We start from the raw sequence: 23,025 nt of genomic DNA, 5'->3' as shown, positions 1-23,025 counted from the left end.
GCCGATCGCGTGTGCGCCGTGCCCTCTACATGGCGGCACTTAGTGCCATCCGAACCTGTGACCGCTTCAGAGCCTTCTACACCGACCTCGCAGCCCGCTCAGGCTCCAAGAAACTGGCCATCATCGCAGTCGCAAGAAACTCCTGGTCGTCCTCAACGCCATCATCCGCGACAAAACAGCCTTCGCCTGAACACAGTTGCCATGCCGTGACTTTCGAGCGTTGCAACGGCACAGAATTCTGCACCGCCGCTCTTGTAGTGTAGGTAACGGCATGGATCCTAGGGTCTGCGCGCCGCTTCGCGTCGCTCCGCCCTAGGATAACGAAGGGACGTTTACGCCGCCTTCTTCGCCAGCCTCGCCTTGATGCTCGCCACATCCGCGCGCGGCGTCGCGGCGAACAGCGTCTTGGTGTAGGCGTGCTTGGGGTCTGAAAAAACCTTGTCGCGCGGGCCGTATTCGACCGCCTCGCCGAAATACATCACCATCACGTCGTCGGCGATGTAGCGCACCACCGAGAGGTCGTGGCTGATGAAGACGTAGGTCAGCTGGAACTCGTCCTGCAGGTCGGCAAGCAGGTTCAGCACCTGCGCCTGCACCGAGAGGTCGAGCGCCGAGACCGGCTCGTCCAGCACCAGCAGGCTCGGGTTCAGCATCAGCGAGCGGGCAATGGCGATGCGCTGGCGCTGGCCGCCGGAGAACATGTGCGGATAGCGGTTGTAGTGCTCGGGTCCGAGGCCGACCTTCTTCAGCATCTTCATCGCAAGATCGCGGCGTTCCTCGGCCGGCTTGTCGGTGTTGATGAGCAGCGGCTCGCCGAGCACGTCGCCGATCTTCTGGCGCGGGTTGAGCGATCCGTACGGGTTCTGGAAGACGATCTGCACCTTGCGGCGCATCTCCTTGGTCAGCCCGTCCCTGGCGATGTCGACCGTGTTGCCGTCGATGAACAGCTCGCCGGCCGTCGCCGGATCGATCAGCGTGATGATGCGGGCGAGCGTGGACTTGCCGCAACCGCTCTCACCGACGATCGCCAGCGTCTTGCCCTTCTCGACGCTGAAGGAAACGCCCTTCACCGCATGCACGGTGCGCGCGCCGCGGAACAGCCCGCCGCCGACATGGTAGTCGCGCTTGATGTTCTTGCCTTCGACAACCTTGGTCATGCGCCGGCTCCGGTCATGCGCTAGCTTCTGGGGGCGCCGGCTCGAACAGCATGTCTGAGACGGTCGGCAGGCGATCGCCGACGGCGTTCTCCGGCAGCGCCGACAGCAGCGCGCGCGTGTAGTTGCTCTTCGGGCTCTCGAACAGCGACAAGACGTCGGCCTCTTCCATCTTGCGGCCCCTGTACTGGACGATGACGCGGTCGGCGGTCTCGGCCACCACGCCCATATTGTGCGTGATCATGATCAGGCCCATGCCGTATTTGGCCTGCAGCGAGACCAGGAGATCGAGGATCTGCTTCTGGATGGTGACGTCGAGCGCGGTGGTCGGCTCGTCGGCGATCAGAAGCTTCGGATTGCAGGCAATCGCCATCGCGATCATGACGCGCTGGCACTGGCCGCCCGACATCTGATGCGGGAAGGAGTTGAGCCGCTCGGCCGGTTCGGGAATGCCGACCTGCTTCAACAGTTCGATGGCGCGGGCCCGGCGCTGCGCACGGTCCATGCCGAGATGGAAGCGCAGCACTTCCTCGATCTGGAAGCCGACGGTGAAGCACGGATTGAGGCTGGCGATCGGTTCCTGGAAGATCATGGCAATGTCCTTGCCGATGATCTTGCGGCGCTCGGCCGGACTGATCTTGAGCAGGTCGCGGCCGCCGAACGTCATGCGGTCGGCGGTGACGGTCGCCGTCCACGGCAAAAGGCCCATCACCGCCAGCATCGACACCGACTTGCCGGAGCCGGATTCGCCGACAATGGCGAGCACCTCGCGCTCGTCGACACGGAGCGAGACGCCGTCGACGGCGCGGAACGGGCCGGACGCGGTCTGGAACTCGACGACGAGGTTCTGGATGTCGAGCAATGCCATCACGACCTCCTGAGCTTCGGATCGAGCGCGTCGCGCAGGCCATCGCCGATCAGGTTGATGGCGAGCACGGTGATCAGGATAGCAAGACCCGGGAAGGTCACCACCCACCAGGCGCGCAGGATGAATTCGCGCGCCGAGGCGAGCATGGTGCCCCATTCCGGCGTCGGCGGCTGCGCGCCGAGGCCGAGGAAGCCAAGCGCAGCGGCCTCGAGGATGGCGTTCGAGAAGGACAGCGTGCCCTGGACGATCAGCGGCGCCAGGCAGTTGGGCAGGATGGTCCTGAGCATCAGCCTCAGATGTCCGGCGCCAGCGACCTTGGCCGCCACGACATATTCGCGGCTTTTCTCGGCCATGACGGCCGCGCGCACCAGGCGAGCGAAATGCGGCTGCAGGACGAGCGAGATCGCCAGCATGGCATTGAACAGGCCGGGCCCGAGGATGGTCACCAGCACCAGCGCAAGCAACAGCGACGGGAAAGCCAGGATCAGGTCCATGACGCGCATGATCGCGACGTCGACCCAGCCGCGGAAATAGCCGGCCAGCAGGCCGAGCGTGATGCCGCCGGTGAGCGCCAGCGTGACCACGACGGCGCCGATGAGCAGCGAGAAGCGCGCGCCATAGAGCAGGCGCGAGAGGATATCGCGGCCGACTGGATCGGTTCCGAGCAGATATTGGGTGCTGCCACCCGTCTGCCATGCCGGCGGCCTCAGGAACGCGGTCTTGTCCTGGACGTCGGGCGCGTAGGGCGCGAGCAGCGGTGCGAAGAGCGCCGCCAGCACCAGCAGGACGAAGACGACCAGGCCGATGACGGCGCCGCGGTTCACCGAGAAATAATGCCAGAAGGTCTTGAAGCCGGTCAGCCGGTCGGGGCTGCCGGCGGCCATGGGGGCGATTTCGGTCGACTGGCTCATCACGCGGCCCTGATGCGCGGATTGATGACGGCGTAGAGCACGTCGACGATGAGGTTCACGGCCATGACGATGAGCGCGATCAAAAGCAGACCTGACTGCACGACGACATAGTCGCGCTTGAAGATGGAGTCGACCATCCACTTGCCGATGCCCGGCCAGGCGAAGATGGTTTCGGTGAGAATGGCACCGGCAAGCAACGTGCCGACCTGCAGGCCAATGGTGGTGACGACCGGAATCAGCGCGTTGCGAAGCGCATGCACGCCGATGACGCGGGCGGCCGAAAGCCCCTTGGCGCGGGCGGTGCGGACATAATCCTCGCCGAGCACCTCGAGCATGGCCGAGCGCGTCTGGCGCGCGATCACCGCCAGCGGGATGGTGCCGAGCACGATCGCGGGCAGGACGAGATGGCTGAGCGCCGAGCGCAACGCGTCCCATTTGCCGTATAGGACGCTGTCGATGGTCATGAAGCCGGTGATCGGCTTCAGGAAGAACTGCAGGCCCATGCGGCCGGAAACCGGCGTCCAGCCGAGATAGCCCGAGAAGAAGATGATGAGCAGCAGGCCCCACCAGAAGATCGGCATGGAATAGCCGACGAGCGCGGTGCCCATCAGCGACTGGTCGAACCATGAGCCGCGCTTGACGGCCGCGAAGATGCCGGCCGGGATGCCGACCACCATGGCGAAGATCATAGCGAAGAAGGAGAGTTCCAGCGTCGCCGGGAAGAGCGTCTTGAACTCCTCGAGAACCGGGCGCTTGGATGAAATCGAGACGCCGAAGTCGCCGGTCGCGACCTCGCCGACATAGCGCGCGTACTGCTGCCAGACCGGCAGGTTGTAGCCGAACTGTTCCTTGAGCTCTTCGTAGCGCGCGGGCGTGACGCCATGCTCGCCGGCCATGGCCAGGATCGGATCGCCGGGCAGCAGCCGCACGAAAGCGAAGGCGCAAATAGTGATGCCGACGAGAGTCGGGATCAGGAGGGCGATTTTGTTGAGAAGATATCGGAGCATCGTCGAATGGATCGGGGCGGCGCTGGAATTTGCGCCGCCCCGTTCGCAATATTACTCGGCCTTGTCAACGCCGTCGAAGCGGTGAATGCCGAGCGGGTCCATCTTGTAGCCGGAGATGTTGTTGCGAACGACCGAGTACACCTGGCTGTGGGCCAGGAGGAAGGCCGGCGCCTGCTTGGCGAAGATCTCCTGCGCCTGCTCATAGAGCTTGGTGCGCTCGCCCTGGTCGCTGGTCTTCTTGGCCTTCTGGATCAGGTCCTCGAAGTCCTTGTCGCACCAGCTGGAGTAGTTCGAGACGCCGATGGCCGAGCAAGCGAAGAGGGTGGCGAAGAAGTTATCCGGATCGCCATTGTCGCCGGTCCAGCCGATCTGGAAGGCGCCGGGGCGCTCCTTCTTCTTGCCTTCCTCGCGATACTTCGTCCACTCGTAGTTGACGATCTCGGCCTTGACGCCGACCTTGGCCCAGTCGGCCTGGATCAGCTCGGCCGCGCGCTGGAAGTTCGGGTTGTAGGGGCGAACGCGGTCGGAAGCCCAGAGCTGGATTTCCTTCAGCCCGGCATTGGCCAGCACCTTCTTGGCCGCTTCCGGATCATAGGAATCGAACTTCACGGCCTTGTTCCACGACCACATGGTCGGCGGGATCAGGTTCTGGGCAGGCGTGGCGCCGGCATCCTGGAACAGCGACTTGATCAGCGCTTCCCGGTCGATCGCCTGGTTGAGCGCATGACGAACCTCGGGCTTGTCGAGCGGCGGGATCGTCGTGTTGTAGCTCATATAGCCGATGTTCAGGCCGGCCTGGTCCATCAAGGTCACGTCCTTGTTGGCCTTGATGGTGGCGATGTCGGCCGGGTTCGGATAGGGCGCGACGTCGCATTCGCCGGCCAGCACCTTCTGGATGCGGGCGGTCGCGTCAGGCGTGATGGCGAAGACCAGATCGTCGATCTTTTCCTTGCCCTTGAAGTAGTCGGGGTTGGCCGCATAGCGGATGACCGAATCCAGCTGGTAGTCGACGAACTGGAACGGACCGGTGCCGATCGGCTTGGTCGAGAAGTCGGCCATCTTGCCGTCCTTCTCGAGCTGGTCGGCATATTCCTTCGAGACGATCGAGGCGAAGTCCATGCCGAGATTGGCCAGCATCGGCGCGTTCGGCTCGGTCAGCGTCAGCTTGACGGTGAGGTCGTCGACCTTTTCCCACTTGGCGACGTATTTCGGCATGTCCATGCCGGTGTAGTAGTCCCACGTCAGGTTCGGCAGATATTTCTCGCCGTTCCACGGATTCTGCTTGTTGAACTGACGGTCGAAGGAGAAGACGACGTCATCGGCATTGAGGTCGCGGGTCGGCTTGAAATAGTCGGTGGTCTGGAACTTCACGCCCGGATGCAGGTGGAAAGTATAGACCAGGCCGTCGTCGGAGATTTCCCATTTGTCGGCGAGGCCGGGCTCGATCTCGGTGCCGCCGTGCTTGAACTCGACCAGGCGCGAATAGACCGTGCGCGACGAGGCGTCGAAGTCGTTGCCGCCCGTCGTCGTACCCGGATCGAAATTGGCCGGCGACGCTTCCGAGCAATAGACAAGCGTCTTTGCATTGGCCATGCCGCCCAGGACGCTTGCAGCCAGCAACGCGGCTGCAAAAGTCATTGTCTTTTTCATTGAGCACTCCCTGATGTTCTTCCAAGCCCCTCTATCAGGCTCGCGAAGCGCGCATATAAGCACCGTTTTTGGGGCTTTGGAACACCCCGTTTGCGTACCCCATGGTAAGCAGGAAAAGAATCCGCATTTTCCTCAAATACCGGAAAAAATGAGCAGAATTTTTCGCTCACGACATTGTTAACGACCGCATTTTTTTATTGATTGGGCGCTTCCCGAAATCAGAACGAGGGGCGCCGTGCTCGCGATCCCGGTCCTCGCCGGCACGCGCCTCAGGGAGCGGTCGGCGAAGAGATTTCGGCGGCAAATCTTTCCGCCGCTGCCGCTGGGGCAAGACTTGCACCGCCGCTGATAGAGGCAATACATAGACGTCATGCCGGATTTCTTGGGAATCCGCGATCTGCCGCGGCGGAGGAGGTTTCCGACATCGGGAGCAAGCGCCGGCGTGTGAGGCAGCAAGACCTAAGCAAAAGACACCAGGGAGGGATTTGGTGGCAAAAGCAGCAAAGACAACGCCCCCGGCGAAGGCAAAAGCCAAGGCCGCGACCGGCAATGCCGGCGCGCCCAAGGCTTCATCTTCCAAGACCGCTTCATCGGCCAAGACCGCTTCACCCGCCAGGACGTCCTCACCTGCAAAGGCCACTGCCAAGCCGAAGGCCGCCGCCGCTCCGAGAAAGACGAGCTCCAAACCCGCCGCCAAGGCTGCAACCGCAAAGACCGGCAAGCCCGCGGCCGCGAAGCCGGCACCGCCGCAGGCCAAAGGGCTGCCTAAGGCAATCACCGAGCTCACGGCCGGATTGCCGGAAAAGCCGTGGCTGAAAAACTATCCGAAGAACATGCCGGCCGAGATCGGCCCTCTCCCCTACAATTCGATCGGCGACTTCCTCGTCGGCGCCTGCAAGCAGTTCTCCGGCCAGCCCGCATATGTGTGCATGGGCAAGTCGATCTCCTACGCCGAGCTGGAGCGGCTCTCGGCGGCCTTCGGCGCCTATCTGCAGTCGAAAGGCCTGGAGAAAGGCGCGCGCGTGGCGCTGATGATGCCGAACGTGCTGCAATATCCGGTGGCGATGATGGCCGTGCTGCGCGCGGGCTTCACGGTGGTGAACGTCAACCCGCTCTACACGCCGCGCGAGCTCGAGCACCAGCTCAAGGACTCCGGCGCGCAGGCGATCGTCATTCTGGAAAACTTCGCCAACACGCTGCAGGCGGCGATCGCCCGGACGCCGGTCAAGCATGTGGTGGTGGCGGCGATGGGCGACATGCTGGGCGGACTGAAAGGCGCGATCGTCAACCTCGTCGTGCGGCGGGTGAAGAAGATGGTTCCCGCCTGGTCGCTGCCTGGCCATGTCAAGTTCAACGCCGCGCTGAGGGCCGGCGCGGGCCTCGCCTTCAAGCCCGCAACGGTCTCGGGCGACGATATCGCCTTCCTGCAATATACCGGCGGCACGACCGGCGTCTCGAAGGGCGCGACGCTGCTGCACCGGAATGTGCTTTCCAACGTGGCGCAGAATTCGCTCTGGGTGGAGGATGCCTACACGGTCAAGCCGAAGCCCGCGTATCTCAACTTCATTTGCGCGCTGCCGCTCTACCACATCTTCGCGCTGACGGTGAACGCGCTGATGGGCATGCAGCAGGGCGCGCAGAACGTGCTCATCCCGAACCCGCGCGACATTCCGGGCTTCGTCAAGGAACTGCAGAAATACCCGGCCCACATCTTCCCCGGCCTCAACACGCTGTTCAACGCGCTGCTCAACAACGAGGATTTCCGCAAGCTCGACTTCAAGCCGTTGATCCTGACGCTTGCCGGCGGCATGGCGGTGCAAAGAGGCGTGGCCGAGCGCTGGAAGGCGCTGACCGGCTGCCCGGTGAGCGAAGGCTACGGGCTCTCCGAGACCTCGCCGGTGGCGACCGCCAACAAATTCAGCTCCAGCGAATTCACCGGCACGATCGGCCTGCCGCTGCCTTCGACCGAGATCGCCATCCGCGACGACGACGGCAACAACGTGCCGCTCGGCGAAGTGGGCGAGATCTGCATCCGCGGGCCGCAGGTGATGGCCGGCTACTGGAACCGGCCGGACGAGACGGCCAAGGTGATGACCAAGGACGGCTTCTTCAAGTCGGGCGACATGGGCTTCATGGACGAACGCGGCTACACCAAGATCGTCGACCGAAAGAAGGACATGATCCTGGTCTCCGGCTTCAACGTCTATCCGAACGAGCTGGAAGAGGTCGTGGCGCAGCATCCCGGCGTGCTCGAAGTGGCGGCGATCGGCGTGCCGGACGAGCATTCCGGCGAGGTGCCGAAGCTGTTCGTGGTCAGGAAGGACCCGGCGCTCACCGTCGAGACGCTGACCGCTTATTGCCGCGAGAATCTGACCGGCTACAAGCGACCGAGATACATAGAATTCCGCACCGAGTTGCCGAAGACGCCGGTCGGCAAGATCCTGCGGCGGGCGCTGCGGGAGTAGACTTGAGCGAAAATGTTGCCGGCCTGACGCCAGAGCGTCGCGGCGGCCCCGATCCGGTGGAATTCATCAAGGCGAACATGCGCTTGTCGCCGGTGCCGTCGCTGCCCGAAATCCGTCTTCACACGGCCCATCCCGGCAGCGGGCTGAGGCGGCTCCTCGAACCGGATGATGACGCCGACGACGGCACGGCCGAGCCGCAGCCGCCCTACTGGGCTTATGCCTGGGCCGGCGGGGCGGTGCTGGCGCGCTACATTCTCGACCGGCCCTCGACCGTTGCCCGACGCCGCGTGCTCGATCTCGGCGCCGGCTCCGGCCTTGTCGCGATCGCCGCGGCGAAGGCAGGAGCGAGCGCGGTGATCGCGGCGGAAATCGACCGCAACGGCATCGTCGCGCTCGGCCTCAACGCTGCGGCCAACGGCGTCGCCATCACCATAATTGGCGAGGACATCACCGCCGGTCCGCCGCCCGCGGTCGACCTGGTGCTCGCCGGCGACGTCTTCTATGGGCAGGCGGTGGCACGGCGGGTCGTCCCCTTCCTCGACCGGTGCCTCGCCGCCGGCATCGAGGTGCTGGTCGGCGATCCGGGCCGCGCCTGGCTGCCCAAGCCCAGGCTCCGCCTGTTGGCTGAGTATCAGGTGCCCGATGTCGGCGGGAATGGCGGCGGCGAGGCGAGGCCGAGCGGCGTGTTTGCGTTCGTCCCAGCCGGGGCTGGCTAGCTCGCCGCCACGCTCACCCGCGCGGCAAGAAAATCCGGCAGGTCGGCGACCGAATCCAGGATGACGTCGGCCATCGGCGACAGCGAGTCGCGCGTGCCGGTGCCGGAAAGCACGCCGATCGCCAGTCCGCAGCCGCCGGCGCGCGCCATTTCGAGATCGTGGCGATTGTCGCCGACCATGGCGATCTCGCTGGGCTTCAACCCGGTCAGATCGCAGAACGCGACGACGGTATCGGGCGCCGGCTTGGGATTGGCCACTGCATCATAGCCGAAGGCGGCGTCGAAGAGCTGCGCGACACCGAGCGTGGCGAGCGTCTTTTCGGCGCCGCTGGTGGAATCGTTGGTGGCGACGCCCAGCCGGAAGGATCGCTTGTGGAGCGCCCGCAGCGATTCGACGATGCCCGGAAGCGCAACCGCCATCGACGAGCCCTGCACCGAGGTGATCTCGTTGAAGCGGGAGACGGCCAGCATCTGGTCCTCGTCCGACAGGCGCGGGAACCAGAGCTCGACGACATCCATGTTCGAGCCGGAAGCAAAGATCGAATCGGGCTTGAAGCGCTTGCTGGCGAAATCGAAACCCGCAGCGGCGAGCAACCGGTCCGCCTTCCAGCGATCGCCTTCGGCGGCGTCCATCGCCATGAAATCGGCAATGCCGAGCCATGTTGCGTTGAAGTCGACCAGCGTGCCGTCCTTGTCGAAGAGAATGCCCTTGATATCCGCCAAGCCTTTTACTCCGTGCCGCGCAGTTGGTGGATATGAGCCACCAGTCCGGCAGTCGAGGCGTCGCGTTTTGCGGCAGTCTCCTTGCCTTCCACGACAGGCAGCAGGCCTGTCGCCAATTCCTTGCCCAGTTCGACACCCCATTGGTCGAACGAGTTGATGTTGAACAGCGTCCCCTCGACGAAGACGCGGTGCTCGTAGAGCGCGATCAGGCGACCGAGCGTGCGCGGATCGAGCTTTCGGTAGAGTATCGTCAACGAGGGACGGTTGCCCGAAAAGACTCGGTGCGGCGCGATGCGGTCGACATCGGCCGGCTCCATGCCCTTGGCCAGCATCTGCGCGCGCGCCTCCTCCAGCGTGCGGCCCTTCATGAAGGCCTCCGACTGCGCAAGGCAGTTGGCGAGCAGCAGGTCGTGATGGGTCTTCAGTTCCGGCTCATGGCTGACGGCAGCCGCCAGGAACTCGACCGGGATGACGTCGGTGCCCTGGTGCAGAAGCTGGAAGAAAGCATGCTGGCCGTTGGTGCCGGGCTCGCCCCAGACCAGCGGACCGGTCGGCGTAGTGACCGCGCCGCCGTCGAGCGTGACGCTCTTGCCGTTCGATTCCATATCGAGCTGCTGCAGATAGGCCGGCAGGCGCGACAGGCGCTGGTCGTAGGGAATGACGGCACGGGCCGGATATTTGCAGACCGCCCGGTGCCACCAGCCGATCAGCCCCAGCAGCACCGGCAGGCTCTTCTGCAGGGGCGCCGAGCGGAAATGCTCGTCCATCTCATGCGCGCCGTCGAGGAAGGCGCGGAAGTTGCGCGGGCCGATGGCGATCATCACCGGCAGGCCGATGGCGCTCCAGACCGAGTAGCGGCCGCCGACCCAGTCCCAGAAGCCGAAGACGCGGTCGGAGGCGATGCCGAACTTCGACACCAGGTCGAGCGCGGTCGAGACGGCGGCGAAATGCTTGCCGATCGCCTCCTTGCCCAGCGCCTTCTCCACCCATTTGCGTGTCGTTTCGGCATTGGTCATCGTCTCGACGGTGGTGAAGGTCTTGGAGGCGATGATGAACAGCGTCGTCTCTGGCGAAAGACCCTTCAGCGTGTCGTGGATGTGGGCGCCGTCGACATTGGAGACATAATGCGCGCGCGGGCCGTCATGATAGGGCGCCAGCGCCAGCGTCACCATCGCCGGTCCGAGATCCGAACCGCCGATGCCGATGTTCACGATGTCGGTGACCTTCTTGCCGGTGGCGCCGGCGGCCTTCCCCGAGCGGATGGCATCGGCGAAGGCGCCCATGGCGTCGAGCACGGCAATCACATCCGCCTTGGTGTCCTGGCCATCGAGCACGACGCTTTTGCCGGTCAGGTTGCGCAGCGCCGTGTGCAGCACGGCGCGGCCTTCGGTGATGTTGATCTTCCTGCCTTCGAACATCGCGGCGCGACGTCCCGCGAGATCGGCCGCGCCGGCAAGCTTTTCCAGCATTGCCATGGTGTCGGCGTCGACCGCGCATTTTGACCAGTCGAGCAGAAGGTCGCCATCGGTGGCGGAGAATTTCTCGAAGCGCTTGGGATCGGCGGCGAAGGCCTCGCGCATGGTGCCCTTGGCTGCGGCGCGCTGATCACGCAACGCGGCAAGTTGCTTGTCGAAGGCTGACTGATCCACTGGCGGGCTCCTGGCGGGTTTTTAGACCATTTTAACAGGCCGGATGTTTCCGGCGCGTGTCGGCGCGTCATTCTATTGAGCCGATTTCGATTTATTCAAGCGCGGCGATGCCGCAGCGCATCACGCTTTGATGATGCGCGGTATTGGGCGGTGAGATTGCGAGAATCCGCCGCGACGATGCTCTGCATCGCGCTTAGATGATGCTCCGCACCGCGCGTGAACGCGTGGCGACGACGCTTTGCGTCGCGCTTGGGATTGTGCCGCGACGATGCTTCGCATCGCGCTTAAACGCGTCGCGACGACGCTTCGCGTCGCGCATGATGGATCACTGGCATAAATCCCAGGGATCAGAAAAATTGATTGGCGCAACCCCTTGTGCCACCCCTACACTCGACTGGTCCAGCCAAGTGAAAACAGCTGGCCATCCGAGGAAGATCCCCCATGCCACAGCGCAATGACACGGCCATATGGTCCGGCCTGTTCCGGATTTCGGCCGAATCCGGACAAACCCTCCAGGCTCAGATCCGCCAGGCGATCGTCGCAGCCATCCTCGACCGACAAATCGCCGCTTCGATGCCGCTGCCGTCCTGCCGGATTCTGGCGGAAAAACTTGGCGTTGCCCGCGGCACGGTGGTGCTTGCCTTCCAGCAGTTGGTCGACCAGGGCTTCCTGGTGGCGCGCGAGCGGCGCGGCCATTTCGTCAACCCTGACGTGCTGGCCACACCCGCCAAGCCGCACCAGAAGGCGCCCGACCAGCAGAACGAGATCGACTGGAAGGCGCGCCGGCAGATCGCCGCCAGCGACATGCCGCCGCCGGCCAAGCACGACAACTGGATCAAGTCCTCCTATCCGTTCGTCTACGGCCAGTTCGATCCGGCGCTGTTCCCGACCGCCGAATGGCGCGAGTGCAACCGCATGGCGCTGGCGGTGCTCGAGATCCGCAACTGGGCGTCCGACATGGTGGACCGCGACGATCCGCTGCTCATCGAGCAGATCCAGGCCCGGCTTTTGCCGCGCCGCGGCATCTTCGCCAATCCGGACGAGATCATCGTGACGCTGGGCGCGCAGAACGCGCTCTACATGCTCGCCTCGCTGCTGATGACCAAGGGCTCGAAGGTGGCGATGGAAGACCCCGGCTACCCGGATGCCCGCTCGATCTTCCGGCTGGCGGGCGCCGATATCCAGCCGGTCCCGGTCGACCAGTCGGGCATCGTGACTTCGGCGATCCCCAGCGATTCCGGCTTCGTTTTCGTCACCCCCAGCCACCATTGCCCGACCATGGTGCCGCTGTCGGCGGAGCGGCGGCAGGACCTTCTGGCGCGGGCCAACCGCAACAACCAGATCATCATCGAGGACGGCTATGACAGCCAGCTTCTCGACGAGGCGCCGCAGCAGGCGCTGAAGAGCCTCGATCGCTCCGGCCGCGTCATCTATGTCGGCTCGATGTCGAAGACGCTGGCTCCGGGTCTTAGGCTTGGCTACATCGTCGCCTCGGCCGGGTTGATCGCCGAGCTTCGCGCGCTGCGCCGCTTCATGCTCCGCCACCCGCCGGCCAACAACCAGCGCGCGGTGGCGCTGTTTTTGTCGCTCGGCCATCACGAGGCGCTGGTGCGCAGGCTCTCCGCCGCCTTCGACGAGCGGCGCAAGCGTCTGGTCCATGCGATTTCCGCTTTCCTGCCAGAGTGGCGTTCGACCGATTCGGCCGGCGGAACGTCGCTCTGGCTGGAAGGGCCGCGCGGCACCGATTCCCGCGGGCTGGCCGAGGCGGCGGCGTCGCGAAGCGTCATCATTGAACCCGGCGACCGGTTCTTCGACCGCAGCGAAAAGCCCTCTCGTTTCATGCGCTTGGGCATCTCCTCGATCTCGCTGCAGCACATCGAGCCCGGCATCCGCGAGCTCGCCACGGCAGCAGGCCGCCGACCCGCTGCGGCCTGATCGCCATCGACTTCCAAAAAGAGCCGGCGTTTTCGCCGGCTCTTTTTGTTTTGGCACGCCTCATCGCTTTAGCGTTCTGGCATATTCGACGGGATTGGCTGGCTCATAGGCTGTACCAATGCCGGCGGCATAGTCGAGCGACAAAGGGGACGAGGCAGGCCGATGGTGGACCAACCGCCACGCACCCTGCCCTAAAAACTAGAGGTGGAGTGCTTTCCATGTCAGTGGCTCTTGAGAAGCAGGAAGCGTCGTCGGACCAGCGTTCGCGGCGCTCCGGCGGGCGCGAAGCGCGCCGCGCGATGCGGGCTGCGCCTTTAGCCGACGACATCCGTCCGGTGCGGCCAGGCCTCGAAGGGGGCAGCTACGGGCCATTGAGCCAGAACGACCGCGAGCGCATCCACGAGGCGGTGCTGATGCTTTTGGAGACCGTCGGCTTCGCCAACGCCATCCCCTCCTGCATCGAGGCGCTGACCCGGGTGGGTGCTGCCTATGGCGATGACGGGCGCGTCCGCCTGCCGCGCGCGCTCGTGCTGGACACGATCAAAAAAGCGGCGCGCCACTTCACGCTCCACGGACAGGATCCCAAGCACGACATGGTGATCCAGGGCAAACGCGTGCATTACGGCACGGCTGGAGCGGCCGTGCACCTGGTCGATGTCGAGAAGCGCGAATACCGGGAATCGCTGCTGCAGGACATCTACGACGCCGCCCGCCTGGTCGACGGACTCGACAACATCCATTTCTTCCAGCGCACCATGGTGCCGCGCGACATTCCCGACCCGCTCGAGATGGACTTCAACACGCTCTATGCCTGCGTGATGGGGACGTCCAAGCATGTCGGCACCTCGTTCACGGTGCGCGAGAACGTCAAACCGGCGCTGGAGATGCTCTATGCGATCGCCGGCGGCGAGGAGAATTTCCGGGCGCGGCCTTTCGTGTCCAATTCGAACTGCTTCGTCGTACCGCCGATGAAGTTCGCCGAGGACGCCTGCGGCGTGCTTGAAGCCTGCGTCGAGGGCGGCATTCCGATCCTGCTTCTGTCGGCCGGCCAGGCCGGCGCCACGGCTCCCGCCGCGATTGCAGGCGCGGTCGTGCAGGCGGTGGCCGAAGTGCTGATGGGGCTGGTCTACGTCAACGCGATAAAACCCGGCCATCCGGCGATCTTCGGCACCTGGCCGTTCGTCTCCGACCTCAGGACCGGCGCCATGTCCGGCGGCTCGGCCGAGCAGGCCGTGCTGACCGCCGCCTGCGCGCAGATGGCGCAATATTACGACCTGCCGGGCGGCTCGGCGGCCGGCATGACGGATTCGAAACTGCCCGACATCCAGTCCGGCTACGAAAAGGGCATCACCAATGTGATGGCGGGTCTCTCCGGCCTGAACCTGGTCTATGAATCGGCCGGCATGCATGCCTCGCTGCTCGGCTTCTGCCTGGAAAGCCTGATCATCGACAACGACATGCTCGGCCACTGCCTGCGCTGCGTGCGCGGCATCGAGGTGACCGACGAGGCGCTGTCGATCGACACCATCGCCGATGTCTGCCTCAAGGGTCCGGGCCATTATCTCGGCAACGAGCAGACGCTGAAGCTGATGCAGACCGAATATTTCTATCCGTCGGTCGGCGACCGTTTCTCGCCGAAGGAATGGAACGAGAAGGGCCGGCCCGACATATTGCAGCGGGCGATCGCCGAGAAGAAGCGCGTTCTGGCCGAGCGCTTCCCGCGGCATGTGTCGCGGCTCGTCGACGACAAGCTGCGCGCCCGCTTCGGTGAGATGATCAAGTTGCCACGCAACAAGATGGGCGGCTAATATTCAGGTGAGCCGGTCTGCAAACGGGTCACTCCACACTCAGCCCGTAGCGCTCGACGACGTCGGCGTTGATCAGCTTCGCATGCAGCGTCATCAGCACGATCTGCGCATCGAAGCTGTCGCCGGCTTCGAGCGCGGCCTCGATGCGGCGTTCGGCTTCCAGCGTCGGCTCCCTGCCATTGGCCTGCTCGAAGGTCTCAGGCCCGGCGATGCAATAGCCGCAGAGTTGCGCCACCGACACATAGGCCTGTGGCGGCGGTTCGTCCGGCCAGCGGTCATTCATCAAATTGACGATGGTAAGTTTCACGCCCTCCGGCACCAGCGCCGGATGCAGTTCCGCCTGGCGCAGCGCGTCGTCGAGCTGGCGCAGGTCGCCGGAGCGGCCGAACCTGCCGAGGAAGCCGAGGGAAGAACGCCGCTTGGTCATGAAGGTCCCATGTTCTCAGCCAGCCGGTGTGACACCTATCTGGATGCGCCGTGACGCCGAAACAAGGGCATAGGAAGAGGGCGGCCCGCGCTTCGCAAGCCGCCCCTCGATTCCCGAAGCAAGCGACTCAGTGATTGTCGCGCGGCACGCCGCTGGTGTGCGCGACGTCCTGATACTTCACCGCCGGCTTCAGCACCATGCCGGCCGAGAACTGGTCGACCATGCCGCGCTGGATCTCCTGCCACGGCGTCTGGTGCTTGGGATAATGGTAGCCGCCATTGCCCTGCAGCGCGGCGCGCCGTCTGGCGATCTCCTCGTCGCTGACGAGGATGTTGGCCGTGCCCTTCCTCAGGTCGATGCGGACGCGGTCGCCGGTCTTGAGCAGCGCCAGGCCGCCGCCGACGGCAGCCTCAGGCGAAGCGTTGAGGATCGACGGCGAGCCTGACGTGCCGGACTGGCGGCCGTCGCCGATGCAGGCCAGCGAATGGATGCCCTTTTTGATGAGGTAGGCCGGCGGCTGCATGTTGACCACCTCGGCGCCGCCCGGATAACCGACCGGACCGGCGCCGCGCATGAACAGGATGGTATGCTCGTCTATGCCCTGCGCCGGATCGTCGATGCGGGCGTGGTAATCCTCCGGGCCGTCGAAGACCATGGCGTTGCCCTCGAAGGCCTCCGGGTCGTTCGGGTTGGAGAGATAGCGCTCGCGGAATTCCGGCGAGATGCCGCTGGTCTTCATGATCGCGGAATCGAACAGATTGCCCTTGAGGTTGATGAAGCCGGCATTGGCCTTGAGCGGTTTGGCGGCGCTGCTGATCACATCCGGATTCTCGTTGACGGCATCCCTGCAATTGTCGCCCATGGTCTTGCCGTTGACGGTGATCGCATCGGGATGCGGCAACAGGCCGCCCTTCATCAGCTCGGCCACCACCGCCGGCACGCCGCCGGCATGGTGATAGTCCTCGCCGAGATATTCGCCCGTCGGCTGCAGGTTGACCAGCAGCGGCACGTTGAGGCCGATCTTCTGCCAGTCGTCATTGTCGAGCGGCACGCCGAGATGGCGGGCAATGGCGTTGAGGTGGATCGGCGCGTTGGTCGAGCCGCCGATGGCCGAGTTGACGACGATGGCGTTCTCGAAAGCCTGGCGCGTCATGATGTCGGACGGCTTCAGGTCCTCATGCACCATGTCGACGATGCGCTTGCCCGTCTCGTAAGCGATCTGGCCGCGCTCGCGGTAGGGGGCGGGAATGGCGGCCGAGCCCGGCAGCTGCATGCCGAGCGCCTCCGCCAGCGAGTTCATCGTGGTGGCCGTGCCCATGGTGTTGCAGTAGCCGGTCGACGGCGCCGAGGAGGCGACGATGTCCATGAACTCGTCATAGTCGATCTCGCCGGCCGACAGGCGCTGGCGCGATTCCCAGACGATGGTGCCGGAACCGGTGCGCTTGCCCTTGTGCCAGCCGTTCAGCATGGGGCCGACCGAAAGCGCGATCGCCGGGATGTTGACGGTCGCCGCCGCCATCAGCAGCGCCGGCGTGGTCTTGTCGCAGCCGATGGTGAGCACCACGCCGTCGAGCGGATAGCCGTAGAGCACCTCGACCAGGCTGAGATAGGCGAGGTTGCGGTCGAGCGCGGCGGTCGGGCGCTTGCCGGTCTCCTGGATCGGATGGCACGGGAACTCGAAGGGAATGCCGCCCATCGACACAATGCCTTCGCGCACGCGCTTGGCGAGCTCGAGGTGATGCCGGTTGCAGGGCGACAGATCCGAGCCCGTCTGCGCGATGCCGATCAGCGGCTTGCCCGACATCAGCTCGGCGCGCGTCAGTCCGTAATTGAGGTAGCGCTCGAGATAGAGCGCCGTCATGCCCGGATTGTCGGGATTGTCGAACCACTCCTGCGAGCGAAATTTCTTCTTCTTGGTGGGGGCGCCTGCCATCGTGGTCTCCGTATTTGTATGACAAATCGATATGCCAATGCGCTCATGCAGGCAAGAGGTACAAGCGCCGCGACCCCGCACTTTGGTGCGATAGACTTGTTTCGGGCCGCGCGCTACGACCAATCGGCATCAGCAATCCGGGAGGTCTTGATGGCTTTGGTGATCGAAGGCGAGGAGCGCATCGCCGCACCCGTCGAGAAAGTGTGGAAAGCCCTCAACGACCCGGACATCCTCAAGCAAGCGATTCCCGGCTGCAAGAGCCTGGAAAAGAAATCGGATACCGAGATGGCCGCCACCGTGGTGCTGAAGATCGGACCGATCAAGGCGACCTTCAACGGCGAGGTGATGCTGAAGAACCTCAAGCCGCCGCACTCCTATACGATCCAGGGCGAAGGCAAGGGCGGCATCGCCGGCTTCGCCAAGGGCGGCGCCGATGTGACGCTGACCGCCGACGGCGCCGACACGACGGTGCTGAAATATGCCGCCAAGGCCGATGTCGGCGGCAAGATCGCGCAGCTCGGCAGCCGGTTAATTGAATCGACCTCGAAGAAGCTGGCCGGGCAGTTCTTCTCGACGCTCGGCGAGAAAGTCGGCGCCGTTTAGACCAATTCCAGGAAAAGCGTGTAGCGGTTTTCCGTCCGGAATTGCGCAAAAAACAAATACTTAGAGCGGTTCGGCGAATTCTATGAATCGCTGAAACGCTTTAGCTTGCGCCTCGCCTGAAGAACACTCGGTTGTCGAGCGCCGGCGCCGCCCCTCGTCGGCCGGCCAGGCAGACCTACTCGAACACGATCGAGGGCACCGCGGCTTCCGCCGCGCCGCGCTCCTCCTGGACCCTCTCCCAGACTTTCGCGGCGATATCGCGATAGATTTTCGCCTCGGCGCCGTCCGGCTTCGAGGCGACGACCGGCGCGCCGGCGTCCGAGCTTTCGCGGATGCCCATTTCGAGCGGCACTTCGCCAAGGAAGGTGACGCCCAGCCGTTCCGCCTCGCGGCGCGCGCCGCCATGGCCGAAGATGTCGTAGCGTTTGCCGGTGTCGGGAGCGAGGAAGTAGCTCATGTTCTCGACGATGCCGAGCAGCGGCACGTCGACCTTCTTGAACATGTTAAGGCCCTTGCGCGCGTCGATCAGCGCAAGATCCTGCGGCGTCGAGACGATGACGGCGCCGGCCAGCGGCACCTGCTGGGCCATGGTGAGCTGGGCGTCGCCGGTGCCGGGCGGCATGTCGACCACCAGGACGTCGAGCGGTCCCCACTCGACCTCGCGCAGCATCTGGGTCAACGCCGACATCACCATCGGGCCGCGCCAGATCATCGGCGTCTCCTCATCGACGAGGAAGCCCATCGACATCACCTTCAGGCCGTAGTTCTGCATCGGCTTCAGGATTTTGCCGTCGATCGTCTGCGGCCGGCCATGGATGTTGAGCAGCCTCGGCATCGACGGCCCGTAGATATCGGCATCGAGCACGCCGACGTTCAATCCATTGGCGGCAAGCCCGAGCGCCAGGTTGACGGCGGTCGTCGACTTGCCGACGCCGCCCTTGCCGGAAGCGACGGCGATGATCGCGTGGATGCCGGGCACGCCGCGCTTGCCGTGGCTGTGCGAGGCAGGCGCTTGCGGGGTGGCGCGCTGCAGCGCTGGCCGCGGCGGCGCTGCCTGCGGAGCCGGGCGCGGCCGAACCGGCGCTTCCATGCCGCCGCCCTTCTTCTCCGCCGTCAGCGCGACGACGGCGTTGACGACGCCGGGGATGGCCTTGACCACGCGCTCGGCGGCGGCGCGCAGCGGCTCCATCTCCTGCGCGCGGGCCGCGGGAACGGTGATCGAGAAGAACACCTTGGAGTCGGCGATGAAAATCTCCGAGACCAGGCCGAGGTCGACGATGTTGCCGGTGAAATCCGGCCCATTGACCGTCTTCAGGCGTTCGATGACGGATTCCTTGGTTACGGTCATGATCTTTCCTCGGGCTTTGGTGTTCCAGATAGTGCAGTTTCCCGGCAGAACCAAGCCGTGCAGCAAAGGCGCGCCCGGCATGCTCCCGAAAGCGACCGATGGCGTCGGATTTTATCGGATGGCGGTTCCAATCGGACGGCAATTCTGCCGCTCGATCATGGCCAATCGATCCACGGGCCCTATCTCGGTTGCCATGAGCGACGGCAACCGGAAAGGAGACTGTCATGCTCGCAAACAGCAATGCAGCGGCCAATCTGGCAGTGAAAGACCTGGCGAGAGCAAAGGGCTTTTATGAAGGCACGCTGGGCCTCAAGCAGGTGGACGACATGGCCGGAGAACTGATCGTCTATAAAAGCGGCGACACGGTCATCAACGTCTATCATTCGGAGTTCGCAGGGACCAACAAGGCGACGGCGGTGACCTGGACGGTCGGCGATCAGATCGGCGCCATTGTCCCGGCGCTGAAGTCGAAGGGCATCGCCTTCGAGCACTATGAGATGCCCGGCCTGACACTCGAGGGCGATATCCATGTCGGCCAGGGCGTGAAGGTCGCATGGTTCAAGGACCCGGACGGCAACATATTGTGCCTTGCGGGCGAGTAGCCAGGCGGCGATTGCGAACGACCGGCGAGATCATGCAATTGCGGCGCCGGCCCCATCTGGCGCAGTCTTTGCGGGCTGGATAGCTTGCGCCGATGATCGACAAGCTGGAATTCTTCATCGCTTTGGCCAAGGAAGAGCATTTCGGCCGCGCGGCCGAAGTGTGCGGCGTCACCCAGCCGACGCTGTCGGCCGGCATCAAGCAGCTCGAAGAGCAGCTCGGCGTCATGCTGGTGCTGCGCGGCTCGCGCTTCCAGGGCCTGACGCCGGAAGGCAAGCAGGTGCTGGTGTGGGCGCGCCGCATCGTCGGCGACTCGCGGGCCATGCGCGAGGAGATGCGGGCGGCGCGCCGCGGCCTTTCCGGCCGCATCCGCATCGCCGCCGTCCCGACGGCGCTCGCCATGGTGGCGCGGCTGACGACGCCGTTCCGCGAAAAGCATCCCGGCGTTACCTTCTCCATCCTGTCGCGGACCTCGATCGAGGTGCTGTCGCTGCTCGGCAATTTCGACGTCGATGCCGGCATCACCTATCTCGACAACGAGCCGCTCGGACGGGTGACCAGCGTGCCGCTCTATGACGAGCGCTACCAGCTGATCACGGCGGTCGGAAATCCCTATTCGGACCGCGACAAAGTGACGTGGGCCGAGATCAGCCAGCTGCCGCTCTGCCTGCTCACACCCGACATGCAGAACCGCCGCATCATCGACCAGCATCTGGCGGAAGCCGGCGTGGAAGTGCGTCCGACGCTGGAATCCAACTCGATGATCGTTCTGTTCTCGCATATCCGGACCGGCAAGTGGTCATCGATCATGCCGCTCAACCTTGCGGAAACATTCGGCTTTTCCGAGCCGATCCGGGCCATTCCGATCGTCGAGCCGGATGCCAGCCACACTGTCGGGCTGGTGGCGGCACCGCGTGAGCCGCACACGCCGCTGGTGCGGGCGCTGCTGGACGAGGCAATGGCGCTGGCAGACGATTTCCGCGCCCATCGCTAGGTTAGAGAATGCAGGCTGAGCGAAGTCGATAGAAAATTTCTATCGAGCAACGAAACGACTTTATTGATCTCAGAGGTTTCCTCTGATTTCGTAAGGACTTAGCGATATCGCACCCTGTGCATGTCGTCGCCCCAAAACCGCTCTATATTTGGGGTGACATACATTGGGTCGCCAACGACCAGGGAGGGCGCTGCATGCCGATGCAGCCTGCAAGTACCGAGATCGCGTCGCGCACGGCGGCGATCATCGAGGAGTTGAAGGACCTCGAAGGTCCGCTGTTGCCGATCCTCCACGGCATCCAGGAGGAGTTCGGTCATGTGCCGCAGGCAGCGCTCCCCGTCATTGCCGACGGGCTGAACCTCTCCAGGGCCGAAGTGCACGGCGTCGTCAGCTTCTATCACGATTTCCGTGCCCAGCCCGCCGGCCGGCACGTGCTGAAGCTCTGCCAGGCGGAGGCCTGCCAGTCGATGGGCTCGGAAGCGGTCGCCGCCAAGGTCAAGCAGCTGCTCGGCATCGATTTCCACGAGACCACGCGTGACGGATCGGTTACACTGGAACCGGTCTACTGCCTCGGGCTCTGCGCCTGCTCGCCGTCGGCGATGCTCGACGGCGAGGTGATCGGCCGGCTCGACGACGAGAAGATCGAAGAGATCGTCGCGGAGGTGCGTTCATGATCCCGCGCATCTACATTCCCGCGGATTCAGGCGCGCTGGCGCTCGGCGCCGAAAAGGTCGCCAAGGCGATCGAGAAGGAGCTCAAGGAGCGCGGCGTCGAGGCCAAGATCGTGCGCAACGGCTCGCGCGGCGCCTATTTCCTAGAGCCGATGGTCGAGGTGGCGACCGCCGAAGGCCGTGTCGCCTACGGGCCGATGAAGCCGTCGGACGTCAAGAGCCTGTTCGACAGCGGCTTCCTCAAGGGCGGGCATCACAAGCGCTGGCTGGGCGCGCCCGACAAGATTCCCTTCCTTGCCAAGCAGACGCGGCTGACCTTCGCCCGCTGCGGCGTCATCGATCCGCTGTCGCTCGACAGCTACAAGTCGCATGGCGGTCTGAAGGGCCTTGAGAATGCGGTCGCCATGGCGCCGGCCGACATCGTGAAACAAGTGACCGAATCCGGCTTGCGCGGCCGCGGCGGCGCCGGCTTCCCGACCGGCATCAAGTGGAAGACGGTGCTCGATACCACCTCCGAGCGCAAATACATCGTCTGCAACGCCGACGAGGGTGACAGCGCCACCTTCGCCGATCGCATGATCATGGAAGGCGATCCCTTCGTGCTGATCGAAGGCATGGCGATCGCCGGCATCGCTACCGGGGCGACCAAGGGTTTCGTCTATATCCGCTCCGAATATCCGCATGCGGTGGCGACGATGAACAAGGCCGTGGCTATCGCCCGCAAGCACGGTGTGCTCGGCGTCAATGTGCTGGGCTCGCCCAACGCCTTCGACATGGAAATCCGCGTCGGCGCCGGCGCCTATGTCTGCGGCGAGGAAACCTCGCTGTTGAACAGCCTGGAAGGCAAGCGCGGCGTGGTGCGCGCCAAGCCGCCGCTGCCGGCAATCCAGGGCCTGTTCGGCAAGCCGACGGTGATCAACAACGTCATCAGCCTGGCCTCTGTGCCGATCATCATGGACAAGGGTGCGGCCTTCTACAAGGATTTCGGCATGGGCCGCTCGCGCGGCACGATCCCGATCCAGATTGCCGGCAACGTCAAGCATGGCGGCCTGTTCGAGACGGCCTTCGGCCTGACGCTCGGCGAGATCGTCGACGAGATCGGCGGCGGCACGGCTTCGGGGCGTCCGGTGAAAGCGGTGCAGGTCGGCGGGCCGCTCGGCGCCTATTTCCCGCGCGCGCTGTTCGACACGCCGTTCGACTACGAGGCCTTCGCCGCCAAGGACGGGCTGATCGGCCATGCCGGCCTCACCGTCTTCGACGACACCGCCGACATGCTGAAGCAGGCGCGCTTCGCCATGGAGTTCTGCGCCATCGAGAGCTGCGGCAAGTGCACGCCCTGCCGCATCGGCTCGACGCGCGGCATGGAGGTTCTCGACAAGGTTGCCGCAGGGGTCGAGGCGGAGAAGAACCTCGCTCTGGTCACCGACCTCTGCAATACGATGAAGTTCGGATCGCTCTGCGCGCTGGGCGGCTTCACGCCCTACCCGGTGATGAGTTCGATCACGCATTTCCCCGAGGATTTCAAGCCGGCGCCGACGCGCGTGGCTGCCGAATAGGAGCTGGC

19 protein-coding genes and 1 pseudogene are annotated in these 23,025 nt (G+C 64.5%); 10 read left to right on the top strand and 10 right to left on the bottom strand.

Going from position 1 to position 23,025, the window contains the following annotated elements:
- A pseudogene (locus EN874_RS34115) lies at positions 1–263 on the top strand (hypothetical protein); the annotation flags it as partial.
- 69 nt (positions 264–332) lie between these two features.
- Here the strand turns inward: EN874_RS34115 and EN874_RS31315 are convergent.
- From EN874_RS31315 to EN874_RS31295, 5 genes are read right to left on the bottom strand one after another with little or no spacing between them, the layout of a single operon-like run.
- On the bottom strand, positions 333–1,157 hold the full coding sequence (locus EN874_RS31315; protein WP_127428707.1) for a dipeptide ABC transporter ATP-binding protein: 825 nt from the start codon (positions 1,155–1,157) through the stop codon (positions 333–335).
- 13 nt (positions 1,158–1,170) lie between these two features.
- Positions 1,171–2,022, bottom strand: a complete 852-nt coding sequence (locus EN874_RS31310; RefSeq protein ID WP_127428708.1) for an ABC transporter ATP-binding protein — start codon at positions 2,020–2,022, stop codon at positions 1,171–1,173.
- Positions 2,022–2,906, bottom strand: coding sequence for an ABC transporter permease subunit (locus tag EN874_RS31305; protein ID WP_245468309.1), 885 nt, complete (start codon positions 2,904–2,906; stop codon positions 2,022–2,024). The genes EN874_RS31310 and EN874_RS31305 overlap by 1 nt, the downstream gene beginning before the upstream one ends.
- Positions 2,907–2,932: 26 nt before the next feature.
- Positions 2,933–3,940 carry an ABC transporter permease subunit gene (locus EN874_RS31300; RefSeq protein WP_127428709.1) on the bottom strand — a complete coding sequence of 336 codons (1,008 nt, stop codon included), beginning with the start codon at positions 3,938–3,940 and terminating at the stop codon, positions 2,933–2,935.
- A 51-nt stretch (positions 3,941–3,991) separates the two neighbouring features.
- Positions 3,992–5,590 (bottom strand): ABC transporter substrate-binding protein, encoded by a 1,599-nt coding sequence (locus EN874_RS31295; RefSeq protein ID WP_127428710.1) that lies wholly within the window; start codon positions 5,588–5,590, stop codon positions 3,992–3,994.
- A gap of 488 nt (positions 5,591–6,078) precedes the next feature.
- Between EN874_RS31295 and EN874_RS31290 the strand changes: the two genes are divergently transcribed.
- Both EN874_RS31290 and EN874_RS31285 read left to right on the top strand, forming a co-directional pair.
- Positions 6,079–8,055: a long-chain fatty acid--CoA ligase gene (locus EN874_RS31290; protein ID WP_127428711.1), complete on the top strand. Its 1,977-nt coding sequence runs from the start codon at positions 6,079–6,081 to the stop codon at positions 8,053–8,055.
- Positions 8,056–8,057: 2 nt separating this feature from the next.
- Positions 8,058–8,771 (top strand): methyltransferase, encoded by a 714-nt coding sequence (locus EN874_RS31285; protein WP_245513812.1) that lies wholly within the window; start codon positions 8,058–8,060, stop codon positions 8,769–8,771.
- Here the strand turns inward: EN874_RS31285 and EN874_RS31280 are convergent.
- On the bottom strand, positions 8,768–9,493 hold the full coding sequence (locus EN874_RS31280; RefSeq protein ID WP_126086114.1) for an HAD family hydrolase: 726 nt from the start codon (positions 9,491–9,493) through the stop codon (positions 8,768–8,770). The genes EN874_RS31285 and EN874_RS31280 overlap by 4 nt on opposite strands.
- A gap of 5 nt (positions 9,494–9,498) precedes the next feature.
- Entirely contained in the window at positions 9,499–11,142 is a 1,644-nt protein-coding gene (gene pgi / locus EN874_RS31275; RefSeq protein ID WP_127428712.1) for a glucose-6-phosphate isomerase, read from the bottom strand.
- Between the two features lie 441 nt (positions 11,143–11,583).
- On the opposite strand from pgi, the gene EN874_RS31270 reads away from it, so the two are divergent.
- Together EN874_RS31270 and EN874_RS31265 are read left to right on the top strand one after the other, a co-directional pair.
- Positions 11,584–13,077 (top strand): PLP-dependent aminotransferase family protein, encoded by a 1,494-nt coding sequence (locus tag EN874_RS31270; RefSeq protein ID WP_040993852.1) that lies wholly within the window; start codon positions 11,584–11,586, stop codon positions 13,075–13,077.
- 218 nt (positions 13,078–13,295) lie between these two features.
- Entirely contained in the window at positions 13,296–14,885 is a 1,590-nt protein-coding gene (locus EN874_RS31265) for a trimethylamine methyltransferase family protein (protein WP_127428713.1), read from the top strand.
- Between the two features lie 28 nt (positions 14,886–14,913).
- On the opposite strand, the gene EN874_RS31260 is transcribed toward EN874_RS31265, so the two are convergent.
- Both EN874_RS31260 and EN874_RS31255 read right to left on the bottom strand, forming a co-directional pair.
- Positions 14,914–15,312, bottom strand: coding sequence for a hypothetical protein (locus tag EN874_RS31260; RefSeq protein ID WP_127428714.1), 399 nt, complete (start codon positions 15,310–15,312; stop codon positions 14,914–14,916).
- A 127-nt stretch (positions 15,313–15,439) separates the two neighbouring features.
- Positions 15,440–17,245 carry an IlvD/Edd family dehydratase gene (locus EN874_RS31255; RefSeq protein ID WP_127428715.1) on the bottom strand — a complete coding sequence of 602 codons (1,806 nt, stop codon included), beginning with the start codon at positions 17,243–17,245 and terminating at the stop codon, positions 15,440–15,442.
- A gap of 150 nt (positions 17,246–17,395) precedes the next feature.
- On the opposite strand from EN874_RS31255, the gene EN874_RS31250 reads away from it, so the two are divergent.
- Positions 17,396–17,848, top strand: a complete 453-nt coding sequence (locus EN874_RS31250; RefSeq protein ID WP_127428716.1) for a carbon monoxide dehydrogenase subunit G — start codon at positions 17,396–17,398, stop codon at positions 17,846–17,848.
- 175 nt (positions 17,849–18,023) lie between these two features.
- On the opposite strand, the gene EN874_RS31245 is transcribed toward EN874_RS31250, so the two are convergent.
- Positions 18,024–19,199 (bottom strand): Mrp/NBP35 family ATP-binding protein, encoded by a 1,176-nt coding sequence (locus EN874_RS31245; RefSeq protein WP_245513814.1) that lies wholly within the window; start codon positions 19,197–19,199, stop codon positions 18,024–18,026.
- A gap of 221 nt (positions 19,200–19,420) precedes the next feature.
- On the opposite strand from EN874_RS31245, the gene EN874_RS31240 reads away from it, so the two are divergent.
- The 4 genes from EN874_RS31240 (at position 19,421) to EN874_RS31225 (ending at position 23,017) form a co-directional block, all read left to right on the top strand.
- On the top strand, positions 19,421–19,798 hold the full coding sequence (locus EN874_RS31240) for a VOC family protein (RefSeq protein ID WP_126086122.1): 378 nt from the start codon (positions 19,421–19,423) through the stop codon (positions 19,796–19,798).
- Positions 19,799–19,890: 92 nt separating this feature from the next.
- A complete protein-coding gene (locus EN874_RS31235) occupies positions 19,891–20,790 on the top strand; it encodes a LysR family transcriptional regulator (RefSeq protein ID WP_127428718.1) in 900 nt (299 codons plus the stop codon).
- A 194-nt stretch (positions 20,791–20,984) separates the two neighbouring features.
- Positions 20,985–21,464, top strand: coding sequence for a formate dehydrogenase subunit gamma (locus EN874_RS31230; protein WP_127428719.1), 480 nt, complete (start codon positions 20,985–20,987; stop codon positions 21,462–21,464).
- A complete protein-coding gene (locus EN874_RS31225) occupies positions 21,461–23,017 on the top strand; it encodes an NADH-quinone oxidoreductase subunit NuoF (protein ID WP_127428720.1) in 1,557 nt (518 codons plus the stop codon). Before EN874_RS31230 ends, EN874_RS31225 begins: the two co-directional genes overlap by 4 nt.
- Positions 23,018–23,025 lie beyond the last annotated feature (8 nt).

Source organism: Mesorhizobium sp. M1D.F.Ca.ET.231.01.1.1 (assembly GCF_003999155.2).
Lineage (GTDB): Bacteria > Pseudomonadota > Alphaproteobacteria > Rhizobiales > Rhizobiaceae > Mesorhizobium.
This window is presented reverse-complemented; position numbering and strand designations above follow the sequence as displayed.

Bases quoted from the DNA above. Each gene is read 5' to 3' on its own strand.
- EN874_RS31315 (WP_127428707.1), bottom strand. From the start codon at position 1,157: ATGACCAAGGTTGTCGAAGGCAAGAACATCAAGCGCGACTACCATGTC.
- EN874_RS31310 (WP_127428708.1), bottom strand. From the start codon at position 2,022: ATGGCATTGCTCGACATCCAGAACCTCGTCGTCGAGTTCCAGACCGCG.
- EN874_RS31305 (WP_245468309.1), bottom strand. From the start codon at position 2,906: ATGGCCGCCGGCAGCCCCGACCGGCTGACCGGCTTCAAGACCTTCTGG.
- EN874_RS31300 (WP_127428709.1), bottom strand. From the start codon at position 3,940: ATGCTCCGATATCTTCTCAACAAAATCGCCCTCCTGATCCCGACTCTC.
- EN874_RS31295 (WP_127428710.1), bottom strand. From the start codon at position 5,590: ATGAAAAAGACAATGACTTTTGCAGCCGCGTTGCTGGCTGCAAGCGTC.
- EN874_RS31270 (WP_040993852.1), top strand. From the start codon at position 11,584: ATGCCACAGCGCAATGACACGGCCATATGGTCCGGCCTGTTCCGGATT.
- EN874_RS31265 (WP_127428713.1), top strand. From the start codon at position 13,296: ATGTCAGTGGCTCTTGAGAAGCAGGAAGCGTCGTCGGACCAGCGTTCG.
- EN874_RS31260 (WP_127428714.1), bottom strand. From the start codon at position 15,312: ATGACCAAGCGGCGTTCTTCCCTCGGCTTCCTCGGCAGGTTCGGCCGC.
- EN874_RS31255 (WP_127428715.1), bottom strand. From the start codon at position 17,245: ATGGCAGGCGCCCCCACCAAGAAGAAGAAATTTCGCTCGCAGGAGTGG.
- EN874_RS31250 (WP_127428716.1), top strand. From the start codon at position 17,396: ATGGCTTTGGTGATCGAAGGCGAGGAGCGCATCGCCGCACCCGTCGAG.
- EN874_RS31240 (WP_126086122.1), top strand. From the start codon at position 19,421: ATGCTCGCAAACAGCAATGCAGCGGCCAATCTGGCAGTGAAAGACCTG.
- EN874_RS31235 (WP_127428718.1), top strand. From the start codon at position 19,891: ATGATCGACAAGCTGGAATTCTTCATCGCTTTGGCCAAGGAAGAGCAT.
- EN874_RS31230 (WP_127428719.1), top strand. From the start codon at position 20,985: ATGCCGATGCAGCCTGCAAGTACCGAGATCGCGTCGCGCACGGCGGCG.
- EN874_RS31225 (WP_127428720.1), top strand. From the start codon at position 21,461: ATGATCCCGCGCATCTACATTCCCGCGGATTCAGGCGCGCTGGCGCTC.